The sequence below is a fragment of the Arsenophonus endosymbiont of Aleurodicus dispersus genome (assembly GCF_900343015.1).
Taxonomy (GTDB): domain Bacteria; phylum Pseudomonadota; class Gammaproteobacteria; order Enterobacterales; family Enterobacteriaceae; genus Arsenophonus.
In genome coordinates this window covers 183961-203804 of the sequence record NZ_LR025108.1, presented here as the reverse complement: position 1 = coordinate 203804, position 19844 = coordinate 183961, and the positions used below count along the sequence as shown (strand labels likewise).

Here is a 19844-nt window from a genome sequence, read left to right as displayed (position 1 = left end):
GTTATCTCCTAAAATTTTAGCTAAATTTAGCATTAATTATATCTAATTATTTTATCGCCTAAATTAAATGAACAAGAAACTTTTTTAATAAAATCTATTACTTTAATCTGCTATAGTTAGATAATTAACTAAAGCATTATTTTATTTGTATATAAAAATATATAATGGTCATGATAAATAAATTATTATAATTAATTATCCACAAACCATTCATCTAATGTTAGTTGTAATTTATCAACACCTATTTTCTTCAATGAAGAAAATGGTTCAACTTGTATATTATAAGCTACTTTTTTTAATCTATTACGTACTGCTATAACTTGATATTTTTGTTGATTAGATACTAGTTTATCTGCTTTATTTAGCAAGATCAGTATCTGTCTATTCTTTGCTATAGACCATTCAATTATTTGAATATCCATATTTTTTAATGGATGACGAATGTCCATTAATATTATTAACCCTTTTAAACATTTTCTTTTTTGTAAATATTTAACTAATGCTTGTTGCCATTGGTATTTAATAGATTTAGTAACTTCTGCATAACCGTAACCAGGTAAATCAACTAGTCTAATACCTTCTGCAACTTCGAATAAATTGATTAACTGTGTTCTGCCAGGTGTTTTACTAGTACGGGCTAGATTTTTTTGTTGGGTAAGGGCATTTAATGTGCTTGATTTACCAGCGTTAGAATGTCCAGCTAAAGCAATTTCTATACCATGATCTTTTGGTAACTGGCTAATATCTGGCGCGCTTATGATAAATTTTGTCTGGTGATAGTTGTAATTTTTGTTTGTCATCATTTTTTATTGTTGATTTCTGCTTAAAGAATAGAAATTATTCCTGTAAGTGGATAAACTAATATAGTGTACATCAAAGCTATCTGATTTTTTGTTTAAATTTTTATTTTAAAATATTTATTATTATATAATAAATATAAACTGGATCTAAAAAATATTGTTATTTTATTAAGTTCATTTAGGTCTGTTATGTATTTTTTATTAATATATAATTAATCTATCTTTTTATTAATTGAGGTTATTATTTCGTTGCTAATGATGAATGATTGACTAATCAAACTATTACCTAATTGTCATAAACTTATTTAAAATGTTATTAACTTTTAAATAAAAAAATTCATTTAAAACCTTACTAAAAAGTAACTCCTTATTCTTTCGATAAATTATTAAGGGTAGTCTGTAATTATAGCAAATAAAAAAATTATAAAATTTGATAATTATCATATTGATAATAAATTTAATGAAGTAACTAAATATATTTGTGAAATTTATCGATATAGATAAATAACATTAAATAATCTAAACCCTTTTGATTAATTGTCGTAGTATATATTTTTACAGTTATAATATGATAACTAACGTTATTGTTATTGTATAATAATCTGTGCAATTGTTCCTTAATAACAAGGCTTACAATTAGGTTATTTTTATAGTAAAAATAATTTGGATAGCTAGTTATGCTTTTGATAATTGATAATTATGATTCTTTTACCTATAACCTTTATCAATATCTGTGTGAATTAGGGGTCGATGTTTTAGTTAAGCGTAATGATGCAATAACTATCTCGGAGATAGAAACATTAGCGCCGATATATTTGGTTATTTCACCAGGTCCATGCAGCCCTAATGAGGCTGGTATTTCATTAAATATAATTTCATATTTTTCTGGTAAAATTCCAATTTTGGGTGTTTGCCTTGGTCATCAGGCTATTGCTCAGGTTTTTGGTGCTTCTATTGTTAAAGCAAGAGAAGTAATGCATGGCAAGGCATCAGCCATTTATCATAACCAAAAAGGTATTTTAAAAGGATTAAATTGTCCATTACAGGTTACTCGTTACCATTCATTGGTAATCGATGCCGTAACTTTGCCAGCTACGTTTGAAGTTACTGCCTGGACGCTACATGATGGAGAGATTGATGAAATCATGGGTATTCGGCATAAAAAACTACCTATTGAAGGTGTTCAATTTCATCCAGAGAGTATCTTGAGTGATCAAGGCCATCAATTATTAAATAATTTTCTAAAGTATTAATTTAATATAAATTAAATTACTTTTGGCATTTCAATGAAAAGTAGAATTATTAACGTTAAAACAATATTTTAAAAATATAAATTTTAATAGGAGAGTGTATATATCATTGATAAAAAATGATAAATAGTACAATATAATCGGTTGCAAAAGTATTTATATAGGCAAAAACTGCTGGTATCAGGATATTGTTTGATAGTATATTGCCTAAATTTATTTGATTTTTTATTACTGATATTAATTAAATATTCATAATTGAGGTATAAATAAAGGTTTATACTCCCTAAAATTAGGTAGTTGGTTAACGTGTTTCTTAAAACAGAATAGTTTTACTGTGAGCGTTAATTATATTTTGCTATTCTAGCATTTTTCCTACTGTTTTTCGGGAGCATCCTACTATTTTACCTATTTCTTAACTATAAATTTTAATGTTAATTCCATCCATCTGGATGCGTCATTGCTTCAGTTTGTTTTGCTAAATTTAATAATAAAATAATTATATTTTCAGCAAAATATTTATAGTTTCATCTAATTCAGACCAGACAAGCACAATACTTCCTAATTGTAATTGCTGCTTAATATCATTAACTTTTTCTTCCAGTGTTTTCTCATCTTTACCATAATCAGTTCCTTCTCGTAATACAAAGCTTTCAATCAAATTATTTAAAGTATCAGCAGCTAGCTGTTGCCATGGAATAATCATAAATTACTGCTCCAGATAAAGTTAAAATCTAATAGATTTGTTGATTTTAGCTTTGTATTATCTCACGATCGAAACACTAATAATGATGTTAAACAATTTTTATCTAAAAAAATTATTTTATAAATTTTACTAACTATTAGAAACGGATCTAAGCAACGAGATCAATTTATTGATAGATATTTATTTTATAATTTTTTCATTCATAACATTAATAAGATTACTATTTTATTCTTTAGTATAGACTAAGATTAATAAAAAATTAAATTTTGTTGAATATTAATTCAACAAAATTTTATCTATTAATAAATTATTGTAATAAAGAGATATCTGCTACTTGTAAAAATAAATCACGTACCTTCTTTAGTAAGGTCAAACGATTAATTCTAACTGCTGGATCAACATCCATTACCATTACATTTTTAAAAAAAGCATCTATAATATCACTTAGTGATGCCAATTCTATTAATGATCTCTGATATTGCCAGTCAGCAAATAATGGTGCCAGTTTATTTTGCAAAATAACCATATGAGTAGCTAATGTTACCTCTTCTGGTGATTTTAATATTGTTGTAGTAACATTATCATTGAGTTTCTCATCTGACTTATTCAAAATATTTGTAACCCGTTTATTAGCCACCACCAGCGCTTTTGCCTCGGATAAAGTACGAAAATATTCAACTGCTTTTACACGAGCATCAAAGTCTGCAGGTTTAGTTGGCCGTCGAGCTAAAACAGATTGAATAGTATCAATGCAGTACCCTTGCTCTTGATACCAGGCACGAAAACGTCCAAGCATAAATTTAACAACATCATTGATAACATTTTTATTAGTTAGCTTATTACCATATAATTTAGCCGTTTGCTGCGTTAATGTCAATAAATCTAGTTTGTAACTTTTTTCAACAATAATACGTAACACCCCAAGTGCCGCGCGACGTAATGCAAAGGGATCTTTATCACCTTTAGGTGGTTGGCCAATACCCCAAATACCTACCAGAGTATCGATTTTATCTGCTAGTGCTAACGCAATCGCGACATTATTAGAAGGTAATTTATCCCCAGAAAACCGCGGGTTATACTGTTCTTTAATTGCGACTGCTACATCTTCAGCTTCCCCATCTCGACGGGCATAATACATTCCCATAATACCTCGTGTGTCGGTAAATTCGAACACCATATTGGTCATTAAATCACATTTAGACAACAGACCAGCACGGGTAGCATGATTAACATCGGCACCAATTTTAGCTGCGATCCATCCGACTAATACTTCTAAACGATCTGTTTTATCCCGCAATGTACCAAGCTGTTTTTGGAACAAAACTGTTTCTAGTCGTGGTAAATATTCTTCTAAACTCTTTTTACAATCGGTTTTAAAGAAAAATTTAGCGTCTGCTAGACGTGAACGGATCACCTTTTCATTACCAGCAATGATTTGCTGTGGTTCAAAAGATTCAATATTGGCGACAAAAATAAAATTAGTCATCAAATTACCAACCTGATCATAAATTGGAAAGTATTTTTGATCATCTTTCATGGTGTGAACTAAAGCTTCAACTGGGACTGATAAAAATTTTTGTTCGAATTTTGCAGTTAATACTACCGGCCATTCAACTAATGAGTTTACTTCTTCTAGTAAATTATCGGATAATTCAACAATACCGCCTAATTGCCGTGCTATCTTATTTGCTTCATGCTTGATTAAGGCTTTACGTTCTTCATAATCAGCAATAACTTTACCACGTTCACGTAATCTTGCAGGGTATTGTTCAGCTGAATCAATAGTTAGTTTAGCCTCTCCCATAAATTGATGACCACGGATCATGCGGCTACTCTGAACACCCAATACTTCACCTTCTAGTAGTTGATCACCCAATAACATAATTAAGGTATGAACAGGTCGTACAAATTGCGTTTGCTTGTCTCCCCAGCGCATCAGTTTTTGGATCGGTAACTGATTCAATGCACTAGATACCATATCAACAAGCAAATATTTTACTGCACGGCCTTTACTAGTTGCTCGATAAAATAACCATACTCCCTTATCAGTGACTAAACGCTCTGCCTGCTCCACTGTTATGCCACAGCTACTAGCCCAACTTTTAGCTGCCTTAGTAGGGTTACCTCTAGCATCAAAAGCCTGACTAATTGCTGGGCCACGTTTTTTCACTTCATGATCAGCTTGATATGTGGCTAAATCTGTTACTTTTAATGCTAAACGACGTGGAGATCCATACCAAAGTACTTCACCATACTGCAGATCTGCCTGTTCTAATTGATGCTTAAAATTTTCTGCAAATGATCTAGCTAATAAACGAAGATCGTTAGGTGGTAACTCGTCTGTGCCGATTTCGACCAGGAAAGTCTGTTGCATAATGACAGCCTTTTAGTTCTTATTTTTACAAATTGGAAAACCTAATACTTCACGAGAAGCATAATAAGCGGCGGCAACAACTTTGATTAAAGTACGAATACGTAAAATATAACGTTGTCGCTCAGTGACTGAAATAACTTTACGTGCATCTAATAAATTAAACGTATGAGCAGCTTTTAAAATACGCTCATAAGCAGGTAAAGGAAGTGGTGTATCTAGTGACAATAAATATTTTGCTTCTTTTTCATATTCTTTAAAACATTTGAATAGAAAATCAACATTGGCATATTCAAAATTATAAGCCGACTGCTCAACTTCATTTTGAAGATAAATATCACCATAGGTTGTTTTTCCTAATAGGCCATTAGACCAGGTTAGATCATACACACTGTCAACATCTTGAATATACATAGCCAAGCGCTCAAGCCCGTAGGTTATTTCACCAGTAACCGGTTTACATTTTAACCCTCCAACTTGCTGAAAATAAGTAAACTGAGTGATTTCCATACCATTTAGCCAAATTTCCCACCCAAGTCCCCATGCTCCTAAAGTTGGATTTTCCCAGTTATCTTCAACAAAACGAATATCATGAATAGTTGTATCTAATCCCAATGATTTTAATGATCCAAGATATAAATCTTGAATGTTATCAGGTGAGGGTTTAATAATTACTTGAAATTGATAATAGTGCTGAAGACGATTAGGATTTTCACCATAACGTCCATCATTTGGCCGCCTAGATGGTTGTACATAAGCTGCCGCGATTGGCTCCGGGCCTAGTGCCCGCAAGCAAGTTATCGGATGTGAAGTTCCTGCACCAACTTCCATATCTAATGGTTGAATAATTGTACATCCTTGTAGCGCCCAGTAATTTTGTAATGTTAGGATGACTCCTTGAAAGGTTTTGGTATCAAACTTTTGCATGTTATCTTCGCGCGATAGATAGATTGTTATTTTAAATAATAATTCAGTATAACCTTTGGCGAATAGATATCCAGCAGTGATTATACATTGATGTTGTCTGACGCGAAAAACAGCCTGATAAATCTTTAGTAATTTTAGGTTAGCTAATTGATTAATCCCATCAATAATTAATTATTAACATTAATTAAAACGTTATAAGCAAAAAATATATTTTTAATATAGCTTATTACTATTTACTAACTTTACCATATTAGCTATGATCTAGCAAGACTATTTTATAAATATATCATAATCATATATAATTTTAATTACTAATTTAATAACAAAATCTAGTTCAAGATATTCATCAACATTGGTAATGATATAATAAAAATAATCTTTATTTATGATGGGGTTACTAGGAAAACTGCAAAATTAAACCATAAAATAAATAACAATTTTCCCATGGTGTGTAACACTATAACTGGCATTGGTTACTGAAAAATTAATTTTATATTTGTTTGTTCAAACAAATACCTGATCATAGATTTTGAAGTAATAAATAGATGAATTTATATATTCATAATTATTTATTAAATAGCTTCTTAAAAGTGGTAATTATTTTCAATAAAAATTCAAATCTTTCATTAAAAATGAAACTAAAGCTGTATGTTACTGATTGCATATGTATACTATTAAATAGCTTTTATATTTTTAAAACAATTTTATTAATTAATTAGCTAATTAATCAAGAAATTATCATGTTCCAAGGAACGTTATATATTGTGTCTGCCCCAAGTGGGACAGGCAAATCTAGTCTTATTCAGGCTTTATTAAAAACTAAGCCTTTATATGACACACAAGTTTCTATTTCGCATACGACTAGAGCGATCCGGCCTGGTGAAAAAAACGGCGAACATTACTATTTCATTCCTAAAAGGAAATTTCAGCAAATGATTGGGCATAATGATTTTCTTGAATATGCCTGTGTTTTTGGCAATTATTATGGAACTTCTGTTGCAGTTATTGAAGAAATTATTAATAGTGGTGTTGATGTATTTTTAGATATTGATTGGCAAGGTGCACAGCAAATCCGCCAAAAAATACCTGCTGCTCGCACTATTTTTATCTTACCGCCTTCTAAAAATAAGTTACTACGCCGTTTACGTAGTCGCGGGCAAGATAGTGAAGAAACGATTAATCAACGGATGGCACAAGCGGTAGCTGAAATAAAACATTATAACGAATATGATTACATCATTATTAATGATGATTTCAATACTGCATTAGGAGATTTAAAATCTATTATTAGATCTGAGCGTCTACGTTTAGAACGTCAAATTCAGCTACATAATATTTTAATTAATAAATTATTATCAGACTGAGTAAAGGGTTAGTATTATAACCTTTAATTTCTTTATTTTTGGAGCTATATTATGGCACGTGTAACAGTTCAATATGCAGTAGAAAAAATTGGTAATAGTTTCGATTTAGTTTTAGTAGCGGCGCGGAGGGCGCGTAAATTACAAAGTGGTAAAAGCACTTTAGTTAAAGAATAAAATGATAAGGTTACCGTTATTTAACGGCGTGAAATAGAATCAGGGTTAATTAATGCTCAAACTATTGATGTAACTTAAATAACAGAGCAAGACGCTTGCAGAAATGCAAGCAGTCTATGATATTCTTGAAGGTTATCGTTAACTGAAAAGGTTGGCCTGCTTTACACGCATCCATCAAATCGTTCAGGACTATCTGATAAAATAGCAGACATTGTTACTTTTAAAAGCTTATATTCTCGCGAGAGATGCCACAAAGTTAAAACACGTATTTATATTAACTATCCAGTAGCAGTAGCGTGCATTTTAGCATACGGTTAGGTTAACATTGATGGTCGCCATGACATTATAGAGGATAACCCGATAAATTTTCAGGATATAAAACAGATTTTGGGTAAAACTGTTACTAGCCAGTAGTATCAAAACTTGAACAACTTAATTTTATTGATAAAAAATAAGCTTAAGCTTTAAATTTTTGCAAAATGATTCTTGCCATGGTGCAAGATATCCGTGTAATATTAATCAAACTAGGTAGGTGATTTAACACACAATATGCGTACTTTATGTTCCCATCGTAATGATAAGCGTCGCTTAATCGCGAGAGAAAAATTAGAAATTTATAGCCAGCAAGCAGGCACATAATCCTGGTATTAATCATCTCAAAACTGAATTGGAAGAGCTGGGCTTTGAAGCACTTTATCCTAATCGCTACTATTAAATAGGTTATAAAAGCCGCTCGTGATAATCAAAAGCATAAATTAAATGCCGAATGCATTTAGGATTATTTTAAAGTATTTTGATACATGTTAGCTATTTCTTGGTCATAACACCCGTAAATGATTTGCCCGTATGTTGTTATCATTAAAGTACAAAAAGGTATAATTATTGGCTGGCTCAGGTATATTTTACCTAATATAGTATGCCTGTGTTGGAGCCAGAGCCAGCGTAGATTGTAAATTCTATCCTCTCCACTAGTGGAGTATCGGACAAACCATAGAAATTATTAACCTGGCGCAATACAAAACTAAGGATGATTAAATTTCGTTGTTAGTTTTAAAGCTAGAGCAAAAATACTTCAATTACTTAACAACAATATTAAACTAGAAGTTTATGCAAGCAAGTAGAGTGTAATGAGGACATTAATAACAACTTCATTGCTAAAATGAAAGTTGATATTATCAATCACCAAAGGGCGTTAATTTAACTGCAGTAATTAATAGTGTAAATTATAGTATTCAAAGTATGAATACTGAATAGTAAGCTAGAGGTGTCTCTTATACATTTATTCTCTCTAAGGATCTTATTTTATTTTGATGTTTTACGCATCAGTCGTAACTGCAAACAAGTGATAAACTTACTTAACCGGGCTATTAATTTTTTCAAATAGATGATATTCAATCAACCTACAACCTATCTTATCTTAGGATAAAAAAGAGTTGGTATTTTAAAACCAGCTTTTACACTAACTGATTATAATATTACGATGATGGGTATGGTATAATTATTAAATGTCTTAGTATCTTTTTCTTTAATTCTTTACGATATGTATTGCTGGCTTTTTAGCTAGCTATCAGTAACAAGAGTAGCTTTTTGAGTGTGGTTATCTGGTATTAGCTGCCGTTTAAAAACATAAAGGATTTCCCTAACTTATCTAATTAATGAACATAGCGAAATTCTTGTCAGTTATGCATTGTTTATGCAATCTATTAAAGTAAAGTATCAGGAAAACCACACTCTGGAGAACTAACAGCATGAGGGGTAAATTGCTTGATGCTATTCCATTAACATCATTAAATGGTATTAGTAAAACGCAAGCAGAAAAGCTTAATAAAATTGGACTTCGTACTATCCATGATCTCCTCTTTTATCTACCTTTACGCTATGAAGATCAAACTAAACTTTATACGATTATTGATGTTAAACCTGGTAGGTCTGTGACCGTAAGCGGTGAAATATTAAAAACTAAAATCGCATTTAGGCGTAAGCGAATGATGACTAGCCAAATTAGCGATGGCTCAGGAATATTAACCTTGCGTTTTTTTAATTTTTCGCCAGCAATGAAGAAAAGTCTAGCGGTCGGTAAATACGTAGTTGCTTATGGTGAAATTAGTAGGGGTAATTTAGGGCCAGAAATTATTCATCCAGAATATAAAATAACACCAAATACTAATTATCTTGAGCTACAAGATACATTAACACCTATTTATCCAACAACTGAAGGGATAAATCAGGTAATTTTACGAAAACTTATTGCTCAAGCGCTAATGTTATTTGATACCTACGTGATCAATGAGTTGATCCCAGCGCCATTTAATCAAGGACTAATAAGTTTACCACAAGCTATTCAAACACTTCATCGTCCGTCGCTTAATATTCCACTTGATGTATTGAAAAAGGGCCAACATCCTGCGCAACGTAGACTAATATTTGAAGAGTTATTAGCACATCAATTAAGTATGCTAATGGTGCGTTATAAAACGCAACAATTTTTAGCTCAGCCACTTCCTGCAGAAGAAAAATTTAAACAACAATTACTAACACGATTACCCTATTCACTAACAAAAGCTCAACAACTGGTTATCAGTGAAATTGAAGCTGATCTAGTTAAAGAAAGCCCTATGATGCGTTTAGTCCAAGGCGATGTCGGTTCTGGGAAAACATTGGTAGCTCTATTTGCCGCCATTCGTGCTATTGCTCATGGTAAACAAGTAGCACTAATGGTACCAACTGATTTATTAGCAGAACAGCATACCAATACTTTTCGCCAATGGCTAGAACCACTTGGTATACAAGTAGGTTGGTTATCAGGAAAACAGAAAGGAAAATCTAGACTGAATCAACAAGAAGCTATTGCTAAAGGTGAAGTTGAAATGATAATTGGTACTCATGCGATTTTTCAACATCAAGTTGAATTCAACTCCTTAGCATTAGTGATAATTGATGAACAACATCGCTTTGGTGTACATCAACGTCTAGCGCTATGGGAAAAGGGTCAGCAGCACGGCATTTATCCTCATCAATTAATCATGACAGCAACGCCGATCCCACGTACACTCGCTATGACAGCCTATGCAGATCTGGATAATTCAATAATTGATGAACTACCACCGGGTAGAACTCCTATTACTACGGTTGCTATTCCTGATATCCGCCGCAATGAAGTTATTCAACGAATAAAGAATGCCTGCCAGATAGAAAAGAGACAAGTTTATTGGGTATGTACATTAATTAATGACTCTGAAGTAATTGAAGCACAAGCTGCTCAAGGGATACAAGAAGCACTACTGCTAGCATTGCCAGAATTAAATATTGGCTTAGTTCATGGAAGGATGAACCAGGCTGAAAAAAGAAAAATAATGTCAGATTTTACAGCCAATAAACTACAACTATTAGTCACAACGACGGTTATAGAAGTAGGCGTCGATGTACCAAACGCTAGTTTAATGATTATTGAAAACCCAGAGCGTTTAGGACTTGCTCAATTACACCAATTAAGAGGCCGCATTGGCAGGGGAATCGTTGCCTCACATTGTTTTTTACTGTATAAAACACCACTAGCATACGCGACAAAATTACGTTTGCAAGTACTTAGAGATAGCAACGATGGTTTTATCATTGCGCAAAAAGACTTAGAAATTCGTGGCCCAGGAGAGTTGTTAGGTACTCGCCAAGCAGGAAATGTAGAATTCAAAGTAGCTAATTTAATGCGCGATCAATATTTATTGCCTGAAATCAGAAATACCGCACGTTGTTTGCAACAACATTATCCTAATCATACCAATGCTCTGATTGAACGTTGGTTACCTGACCGTGTACAATACGGCAATGTTTGATATTAATTATTTATTAGCAAACCTGCTAAATATTAGCGATGAGGTAAGATTAATTACATCTATGTTATCCATTCACTATAATTATCTTAATAAATAAATTAAAAATGAAAAAAAAGCAAAATCTGTTCGTTACAGCTTGTATATTATTAATTGCTGTCGGTATAGCCCTAATACTTTTAGGCTTATGGTTACATAGGTTACTGAAAGTGAGTTTATCCCTTTTCTCCATATGGAGAAATAAAATTTTTATTTACTACCCACAAGGTTTAAATAAATAAGATTCACCGAAAAATTATATTAGCAAAAATAAGCTATAAAATTTATTTTTTTCATGAAATATCTGACTACTTGGTACTTGTATTAGGAAATTTCTATTTTATATTAGAAAATAATAACTATTATATTTAGTAAAGTTAATGTAGTTAGTTTCCAGCTTGAGTGATTAAACTTTGTAAATAAGCAAATAGAGCATGAATATAGCCATTCAAAGCTTGAACAGATACTTTAATCTACATAAATCTTTCTAGTACATATAAAATTAGCTAAAATAGATCTGCTTCAATCCGTGATGTACGGTGGGGTTATTGAACATTGAACGAACACGGTTTATAAAATCATCAAACTGCTTTATGATATTGAAGCTCCATGTATTGTCAATACATTCTATTTATAACTAAATTGTTTATTTTAAACATTAAAATAGGACTAAATAGATACGATTTATACCCGATAACAATATTATATTATAATAAGCGTGATGGTAGTCTTTTAGGAAAAGCGATTAACCCAAAACTACATTAGTTACTAGAGTTTCCTTACTCATTTATCTATAAAGTTATAGTATTTGTTAAATATTAGTTAACTAATCAAATAGTTTAAGTGGTTTAACTGGTGTTTTATACATAAGTGTCATGCTAACTATACTAGTAATAATTATTTACGCAGTTTATAATATATAATTATTGTATATCCATATCAGCAGCAGAAAAAGATTGTTAAAAAAAACCATTATTTTACGTCAAATTGGACTACATACTTATCAACCAATTTCCGATGAGATGTATCAGTTTACTAAAAAACGTACAGTTGATACACTAGATGAACTTTGGCTAGCAGAACATCACCCTGTTTTTACCCAAGGGCAAGCTGGTAAAAAAGAGCACATACTATCGCCAGGAAATATTCCAGTTATCCAATCTAATCGTGGCGGACAAATCACCTATCATGGTCCAGGTCAGCAAATAATGTATGTTTTATTAGATTTAAAGCGTAATAAAATTAGTGTGAGAGAGCTGGTTACTACAATGGAAAATACAGTAATTAATACTTTATCCGAATTTGGTATTATTGCTTATGTACAGCACGAAGCTCCAGGTGTTTATGTTGATCAAAAAAAAATATGTTCTCTTGGGTTACGTATTCATAAAGGTTGTTCGTTTCATGGCTTAGCATTAAATATTAATATGGATCTTACGGCCTTTCAGTGTATTAATCCTTGTGGTTATGTTGGTATGCAAATGACGCAACTAAATGATTTAATTCCTGGCAGCCAGGTTCAGGTTAAAGATGTTAAACCTTTATTAATAAAACATTTCTGCAACATATTAAATTTTCAACTTGCAGAATAAGTTGTGATAATATTTTATCATTATTTAAATAAATTAAAACATGACATAAATAATGATCACATAGGAATCTATCTATTCCTGATCTGCAGTAGCAACCTAATGGAACTAGCAAATTATGAATATACCAATTAAAGTGGATCATGTATTTAAATATAGCGACGCTAATAAAATATCACGGATCCCTATTGAAAAAATAAAAACAGATCAAATGTTACTTAAACCTGAGTGGCTGAAAATAAAACTTCCAGCTGATTCCAATCGAATAAAAGAGATAAAAAACGCAATTCATAAAAATAACTTACACACAGTCTGTGAAGAAGCATCTTGTCCTAATATCACTGAATGCTTTAATAACAGTACCGTTACTTTCATGATTTTAGGGGCGATCTGTACTCGTCACTGTCCATTCTGTGATGTTGTTAATGGGAAACCTGATACTCCTGATCCTAATGAACCAAATAAATTAGCAGAAACAATTCAAGATATAGGATTAAAATACGTGGTTATTACTTCGGTGGATCGTGATGATCTGCGTGATGGAGGAGCGCAACATTTTGCCGATTGCATTACTGCTATTAGAAAGAAAAATCCAAACATAAAAATAGAAACGCTAGTACCTGATTTCCGCGGGCGCATGGATCGCGCCGTAACAATTTTGTCCACTGCGCCACCAGATATTTTTAATCATAATATTGAAAATGTTCCTCGTATCTATCGTCAAGTACGTCCTGGCGCTAATTACAAATGGTCATTACAACTATTAGCAAAATTTAAGCAAATTCATCCTGAAATACCGACAAAATCAGGCTTAATGGTTGGACTAGGTGAAACTAATGAAGAAATATTTGATGTTATGAGTGACTTACGCCGTCACGGTGTGACTATGCTAACTTTAGGACAATATCTTCAACCTAGTAGATATCATTTAAAAGTAAAACGTTATGTCAGTCCTAAAAAATTTGAAGAAATGAAAAATAAAGCAATAGCAATGGGTTTCACGCATGCGATGTGCGGCCCATTAGTAAGATCATCTTATCATGCAGATTTACAAATAAAAGGCATGAAATAACTTTTCATTTCATGCGAACATATAATTTTCTTTTTTATGCTAATAAACTTGGCATAAAACAATGTGTTGGACCAGTTAATTTGTACTGCCAATCATTATTTTTAGGTTTTTTAGAAAAAAAAATGAAAATACCGATAAAAAAATTAAGCATGATTTGGAATTAAATCCCTAACTAGGGAAAAAATTAAGAGATTGAATGATTTTATTGCTATTTTTAATAACTCGCTAAATATTCAACAGTTAAATTAAATAAGCATAATCATAATTTATATCAATCGTTTGAGTATTGGTAATTCATAGTGCCGATATAACAAGAAGGCTTGGTAATATGTGCAAGCACTGATTTTGTGGTCTTGGTCTATGATTTATAATCCTGCTGGTATGATAATTAAGGTTGGTAATTATTAGCCCGTGCAATAGATGTTACTAATTAAAGTACATAAACTATTAGTAAAAATTTAAGATTAACGATTAATAGCAATGCACAAAAAATTTTATCGAAACGAAGCAATCTATTTTTTCACTCTTTAATTTGTTGTTTAGAAACAAAAATGGTAGGCCAAAAGTGATATTGTTTATTCAATATAGCGCAGAGAAAAATCTTAATGTATTAGTTTATTCTGTCTTAGTACTAAGAAGAGGACTAGAAGTATATGATACAAATAAGACAAGTTTGCAACACTTAATGCTAATCAAATAATTAAGTCATTTTACCTACTCTCCACTCTCACTTAAATCATATTAATATAGGTGATGATGCAATCATGGAATGTTACATTAAAATCCTAAATTTTATGTTAGATAGTCATAATAATGATGCTTAATTACTTATTAATTTACCTAGTACTATTCCATCTAGTTTATTTATAGCTGAAAGGATGATTAAAGTAATTCAATTATATCCTTCCTAGCAGCAAGCAGATAACTATATTAACTTAATTGGTGTGTCTAATCAAGATATACGTAAACTTTTTAGTGAAGCGCTAGTATTATAACTTATCTGACTCTATAATGGACCATTGCTGCTTATATGTATATGGTATAATATCTAGCCAAAAATCCTTAACTTAAATTTTATATTAGATTAATAGCTAATACAATAAAATCCCATGCCTTAATCGAAAAAGCATTTAAAATTAAGATTAGCAATTAGTCATCATTCTTAATGAAAATGAATAAGAATAAATTATTTATCTTAAAAGCAGCATAAAATGTCTACTAATACCTATCTGTCTAGAAGAAGAAAATTTACTCAAATATTTGATTAGTAAGGTAACAAAAGAATATTATCGTTATTTTATTTTAGTTAGCAAATTTGCTCATCTGTATTTATTATACATGACATAAATTGATGATTACTAAGAAATGAACTTTATCGCTATTAAAACCATTTCAAGATTCCTGCATTTTAGTACGTTCTAATATGAAAAATAATACATTATGAAAAATAATACATTTGGATATCAGTTAGCTGTAGCAGAGGAACTCAATTACTTGCTATAATCACCAGGGCTAAAAAGCAAAAAATGCTATCGCTAACACAAAAATATAGATTAAGTATAGATCTTCAATTTTAATTGATGGTTATAAATCTTGATCTTGCACCATAAAGAAAATAATCTTATAACTGTCTAATAATGTATTAAATAGTAGCTTAATAATAGGTCAATATAAATTTGATTAATAGATACAAAAAAATAAACTGATGGTATCATTAATTACTTTTTTTCAAGAAACCTAGTAGAGATAATCTACTTCTTTAATAAAAGGAAAAAAGTTTACACTGTGATGTTGTCCAAATTAAAAAAAGCAAAGAATCAACAATATCTTGAGCAATTAGCAAAATTACCTCAGTCTCCAGATGGAGTTGTCATACTTTACCAAACAGCAAGTTTTAGAAAAGCCTTGTTAGAAAAAATTGCCAACGCTCAACGGTATATTTATATTACTGCACTTTATTTTGAACATGATGATGCAGGACGAGATATACTAAATGCTCTTTATAAAGCAAAAATAGCACGACCATATTTAGATATCAAAATAATGGTTGACTGGCATCGTGCTCAACGTGGTCGACTTGGTGAAGTGGCCAGTTCAACTAATGCCGATTGGTATTGTCAAATGGCAATGACACACCCAGGATTAAGTATTGCTATTTTTGGTATCCCAATTAATACACGTGAAGCATTAGGTGTTTTACATCTAAAAAGTTTAATCTTCGATGATACCGTTATTTATAGCGGTGCTAGTATTAATGATGTCTATCTACAGCAACACCAACGTTATCGTTATGATCGTTATCATATATTAGATAACGCACAATTAGCTATTACTATGAAAAGGTTTATTGACCAAAGGTTGCTATCTTCCCCCGCCATTCAGCGTTTAGATAAAGAATCTCGCCCCCACAATACTCAAATTAAAAGTTTAATTAAACAATTTCGCCATAGCTTAAAAAGTTGTCACTATGAGTTGACAAATAAGGCTACAAATCAAGAGTTAGCAGTAACTCCATTAATCGGGTTAGGTAAAAAAAATGAATTAAATAAAGCTATTACTTATTTAATGAATAGTACAGAAAATAAAATGACTATCTGTACACCTTATTTTAATTTTCCCACTATTTTAACACGTATAATTAGGAAATTATTGTGTGACGGCAAACAAATAGAAATTATCATTGGCGATAAGACGGCTAATGACTTTTATCTTCCACCAGAAGAACCTTTCAAGGTTATCAGTGCATTACCTTATTTATATGAAATTAACCTATGTAGATTTATATTCCTGTTACAACACTATGTAGATAACCATCAATTAACTATCAGATTATGGAAAGATGGAGAAAATAGTTATCATTTGAAAGGAATTTGGATAGATAATAAATGGCAATTAATAACCGGCAATAATCTAAATTCTCGTGCATGGGGATTGGATTTAGAAAATGCAATACTAATTCATGATCCACAAAAAGTTCTGCTAAAGCAAAAAAATAAAGAATTAAGATGTATAACAACTAATACACATCTTGTTAATCATTATCAAGAGCTTGAAAATATTCAGCGCTATCCTGTAAAAGTTAAAAAACTTATTAGCCATTTACGTAGGATCAGATTAGATAGGTTAATAAGCCGCATAGTATAATAGTTATGAACTAAATATAATCTTACAAGAAGAAACAGCCACTTTTGGTGGCAAAAAATTATGAATCTAACTGATGATAAAACTTATCTTATTTTTATTACGCTTTTTAGCATAGGCTATGTTTGAAAAACATAGTCTGTATTTGCTAATGTGGTTCTATTCAATTTATTATTTTATTGGTTTGGATTATTCCATTAACTAAATCGATTGTCAGCATATCTATCGGTGTTCAATTTTTAGCTATTGGTACAGCATCTTTTATTGTCCATATGGTTTAAAATACTCTATTATAAATCTCCAATGGCTGAATATAAGTTGCTCATCTCCACTATAAATGATTGATAAATTTTTATTACAGAAATTTTGCAAGGTTTAGTTAATGTAGCGATCATTACTTTAATTATGTTAGTGGATTCCTCTATAATGGGAGGGCATAGTTCTGGTGGATTTGGTGAGACGGCTATGCCTATCCTATAACCATACTGTTATGAACACTGTTATTGCTTTACTGATTATTAAAATTTTTGATACTAAGGTTATTTGCAATTACTGAATGACAAAAATATAAATGAAATTATTGATTTTAAAATACTAATGTTTAGATTTAGTCAGTGTTAAATAGGTAACTATGTCTATCAAAATAAACCCTATCACAGCTGTAGCAACACTATTAAGTCTATTAGTTTTTAGTGGTGGTTGTGAAAAGAAAGAAAAACCTAATCACATCATAGTGGTTATCATGAATTAGTTACCTTTTCAATATAACCCTTGTTTATAGCAACAAATTCATTATCGCATTCATACATAAATTAGTCGCTGACTGACAATACAACTTAGGCTAGTAACGCCGCACCTAAATTAACCCTTAGTAATTTACCCGAATATATAACTATTATATCAGATGTTGATTTGCTAGGCTATTTAACAGAATATAAAACACTAGCTGCGTAACGGCACGATTTCCCTTTATCTATCTAAAAGGTATGGACGATATACTGCAAACGTTGTAAGAAACCGGATTAATGCCTGATACGCAAGGCACAGGTAGATAATGCTCAGCTAAAGGTCATTCAGCATTATATTTCATAACCAGCTTGATGAGTTTATTATTACGCCCTTCTCGCAGGCAGGAGCGCTGTTTATTTTGATGTAAAGGTGGTTACTATGCTGATAATATTTTATGTGATAAAGAAATCTCAGCATTAAATATCGCAATTATATTAGATATCGATCTGCTTGGTTTGCCAACGCTTAGAACGCCAACGCCAGGCATTGGTTAAACCTCGTAGCCATTCATCACATAGAAATCCAAGCCAAATTCCTAATAGTCCCATTTCCATTTTTAACCCTAAAAAATAGCTAATTGGGATCGCAATACCCCACATGGAAATCAGCGCGGTGCAGAATGGAAAGCGAGCATCACCCGCAGCACGTAAGGCATTTACCATGACAATATTTATTGTTCGGCCAGGCTCGAGAAAAACAGAGAGGAAGAAAAGAGGAAGTAATAATTTTATTATATTTTGATCTTCAGTAATTGCCTCCAATAGAGGCATACGAAATAACCAGAAGAAAAATACAATACTAATTGTAATAAAAAATCCCCATTTTAGACTTTTAAACCCTCGTTGGTATGCATCTTTAAATCTTTTTGCGCCGACTAAATGACCAACCATGATTTCATTACCAATACTAATGGAAATACCAAATAGCATAATAAATAGTGAAAGTTGGAAATAAAGGGTTTGAGCAGCAAGAGAAGTTTCTCCCATTAAACCTATGAAAGCAGAAGCTACCATATAGTGTAAAATCCAGACTAAATTTTCGCCTGCAGAAGGGAGTCCTATATGTGATATTTTATTCAACATACTTTTTGACCAGTGGAACAGTAAAGTGGGAACAAATTTTATCTGCAGGCTACTAAATAGTAAGAAGAAAAGTAATATAATAGCTACTATACGACCGATAGCTGTAGACCAAGCAACGCCAGTTAAGCCGTATTGTGGTAAGCCAAAAAACCCATATAAAACGATCATATTCCCTAATATAGTGATTAGGTTGGCAATAAATGTTACCCACATCGCCCGTTGTGATTTGCCATAAACACGTAAGCAAGCAGCTAGTATGATTGAAATTGCTTCTGGTATTAAACATAAACCAAGAATATGTAAGTAAGCATATCCATAATCAAGCAAATGTGCTGGTGTATTCATGATACCAAGTATCTTATAGCCAAATAGTAGAATAATGGCAGTACTGATAAAGCCTAATAAGAAATTAAAAGCAATAGAGATATGAATGGCTTGAGTAACCTTTTCTTTTTTACTGGCCCCTAAATATTGGGCGATAACAACACTGCATCCTACGCTGATAAAGTTAAATATGGTGATAAAAAGATCAAAAACTTGGTTGCCTACTCCCATTACAGCTAGATAAGAAGTAGAGACGTGGCTAACCATATAAGTATTGATAAGTAATGTCGCAAAATGTAATAAAATATCAATAAAAATTGGCCAACTTAGCGAGTAGAGTGAACGCTTGGTAACATCAGATGAATGCATTATGCACCTTTTAAAATAAACAA

11 protein-coding genes and 2 pseudogenes are annotated in these 19844 nt (G+C 31.6%); 8 read left to right on the top strand and 5 right to left on the bottom strand.

Annotated elements, in window-relative coordinates:
* Positions 1-191: 191 nt before the first annotated feature.
* Positions 192-800, bottom strand: coding sequence for a ribosome biogenesis GTP-binding protein YihA/YsxC (gene yihA, locus WBAF_RS00675; RefSeq protein WP_121463460.1), 609 nt, complete (start codon positions 798-800; stop codon positions 192-194).
* Between the two features lie 677 nt (positions 801-1477).
* Here yihA and WBAF_RS00670 point away from each other — a divergent pair.
* Complete coding sequence (locus WBAF_RS00670) at positions 1478-2053, top strand: aminodeoxychorismate synthase component II (protein WP_121463176.1); 576 nt, start codon at positions 1478-1480, stop codon at positions 2051-2053.
* 493 nt (positions 2054-2546) lie between these two features.
* On the opposite strand, the gene WBAF_RS00665 is transcribed toward WBAF_RS00670, so the two are convergent.
* From WBAF_RS00665 to glyQ, 3 genes are all read right to left on the bottom strand, one after another.
* Complete coding sequence (locus WBAF_RS00665; RefSeq protein ID WP_121463175.1) at positions 2547-2753, bottom strand: YheU family protein; 207 nt, start codon at positions 2751-2753, stop codon at positions 2547-2549.
* A 307-nt stretch (positions 2754-3060) separates the two neighbouring features.
* Positions 3061-5130, bottom strand: a complete 2070-nt coding sequence (glyS, locus tag WBAF_RS00660; RefSeq protein ID WP_121463174.1) for a glycine--tRNA ligase subunit beta — start codon at positions 5128-5130, stop codon at positions 3061-3063.
* A gap of 9 nt (positions 5131-5139) precedes the next feature.
* On the bottom strand, positions 5140-6051 hold the full coding sequence (gene glyQ / locus WBAF_RS00655; RefSeq protein ID WP_121463173.1) for a glycine--tRNA ligase subunit alpha: 912 nt from the start codon (positions 6049-6051) through the stop codon (positions 5140-5142).
* 740 nt (positions 6052-6791) lie between these two features.
* Here glyQ and gmk point away from each other — a divergent pair.
* The 7 genes and pseudogenes from gmk to pssA all read left to right on the top strand — a co-directional run bounded on the left by gmk (position 6792) and on the right by pssA (position 17260).
* Entirely contained in the window at positions 6792-7415 is a 624-nt protein-coding gene (gene gmk, locus WBAF_RS00650; protein WP_121463172.1) for a guanylate kinase, read from the top strand.
* Between the two features lie 51 nt (positions 7416-7466).
* A pseudogene (gene rpoZ, locus WBAF_RS00645) lies at positions 7467-7610 on the top strand (DNA-directed RNA polymerase subunit omega); the annotation flags it as partial.
* 190 nt (positions 7611-7800) lie between these two features.
* Positions 7801-8298, top strand: a pseudogene (locus WBAF_RS02475) (HD domain-containing protein); the annotation flags it as partial.
* A gap of 1039 nt (positions 8299-9337) precedes the next feature.
* Complete coding sequence (recG, locus tag WBAF_RS00640) at positions 9338-11419, top strand: ATP-dependent DNA helicase RecG (RefSeq protein WP_121463170.1); 2082 nt, start codon at positions 9338-9340, stop codon at positions 11417-11419.
* 992 nt (positions 11420-12411) lie between these two features.
* Positions 12412-13047, top strand: coding sequence for a lipoyl(octanoyl) transferase LipB (lipB, locus tag WBAF_RS00635; RefSeq protein ID WP_121463169.1), 636 nt, complete (start codon positions 12412-12414; stop codon positions 13045-13047).
* A gap of 115 nt (positions 13048-13162) precedes the next feature.
* Entirely contained in the window at positions 13163-14116 is a 954-nt protein-coding gene (gene lipA, locus WBAF_RS00630) for a lipoyl synthase (RefSeq protein ID WP_121463168.1), read from the top strand.
* 1788 nt (positions 14117-15904) lie between these two features.
* Complete coding sequence (gene pssA, locus WBAF_RS00625; RefSeq protein ID WP_121463167.1) at positions 15905-17260, top strand: CDP-diacylglycerol--serine O-phosphatidyltransferase; 1356 nt, start codon at positions 15905-15907, stop codon at positions 17258-17260.
* 1220 nt (positions 17261-18480) lie between these two features.
* Here the strand turns inward: pssA and WBAF_RS00620 are convergent.
* Positions 18481-19821: an MATE family efflux transporter gene (locus tag WBAF_RS00620; RefSeq protein ID WP_121463166.1), complete on the bottom strand. Its 1341-nt coding sequence runs from the start codon at positions 19819-19821 to the stop codon at positions 18481-18483.
* Positions 19822-19844: the final 23 nt, after the last annotated feature.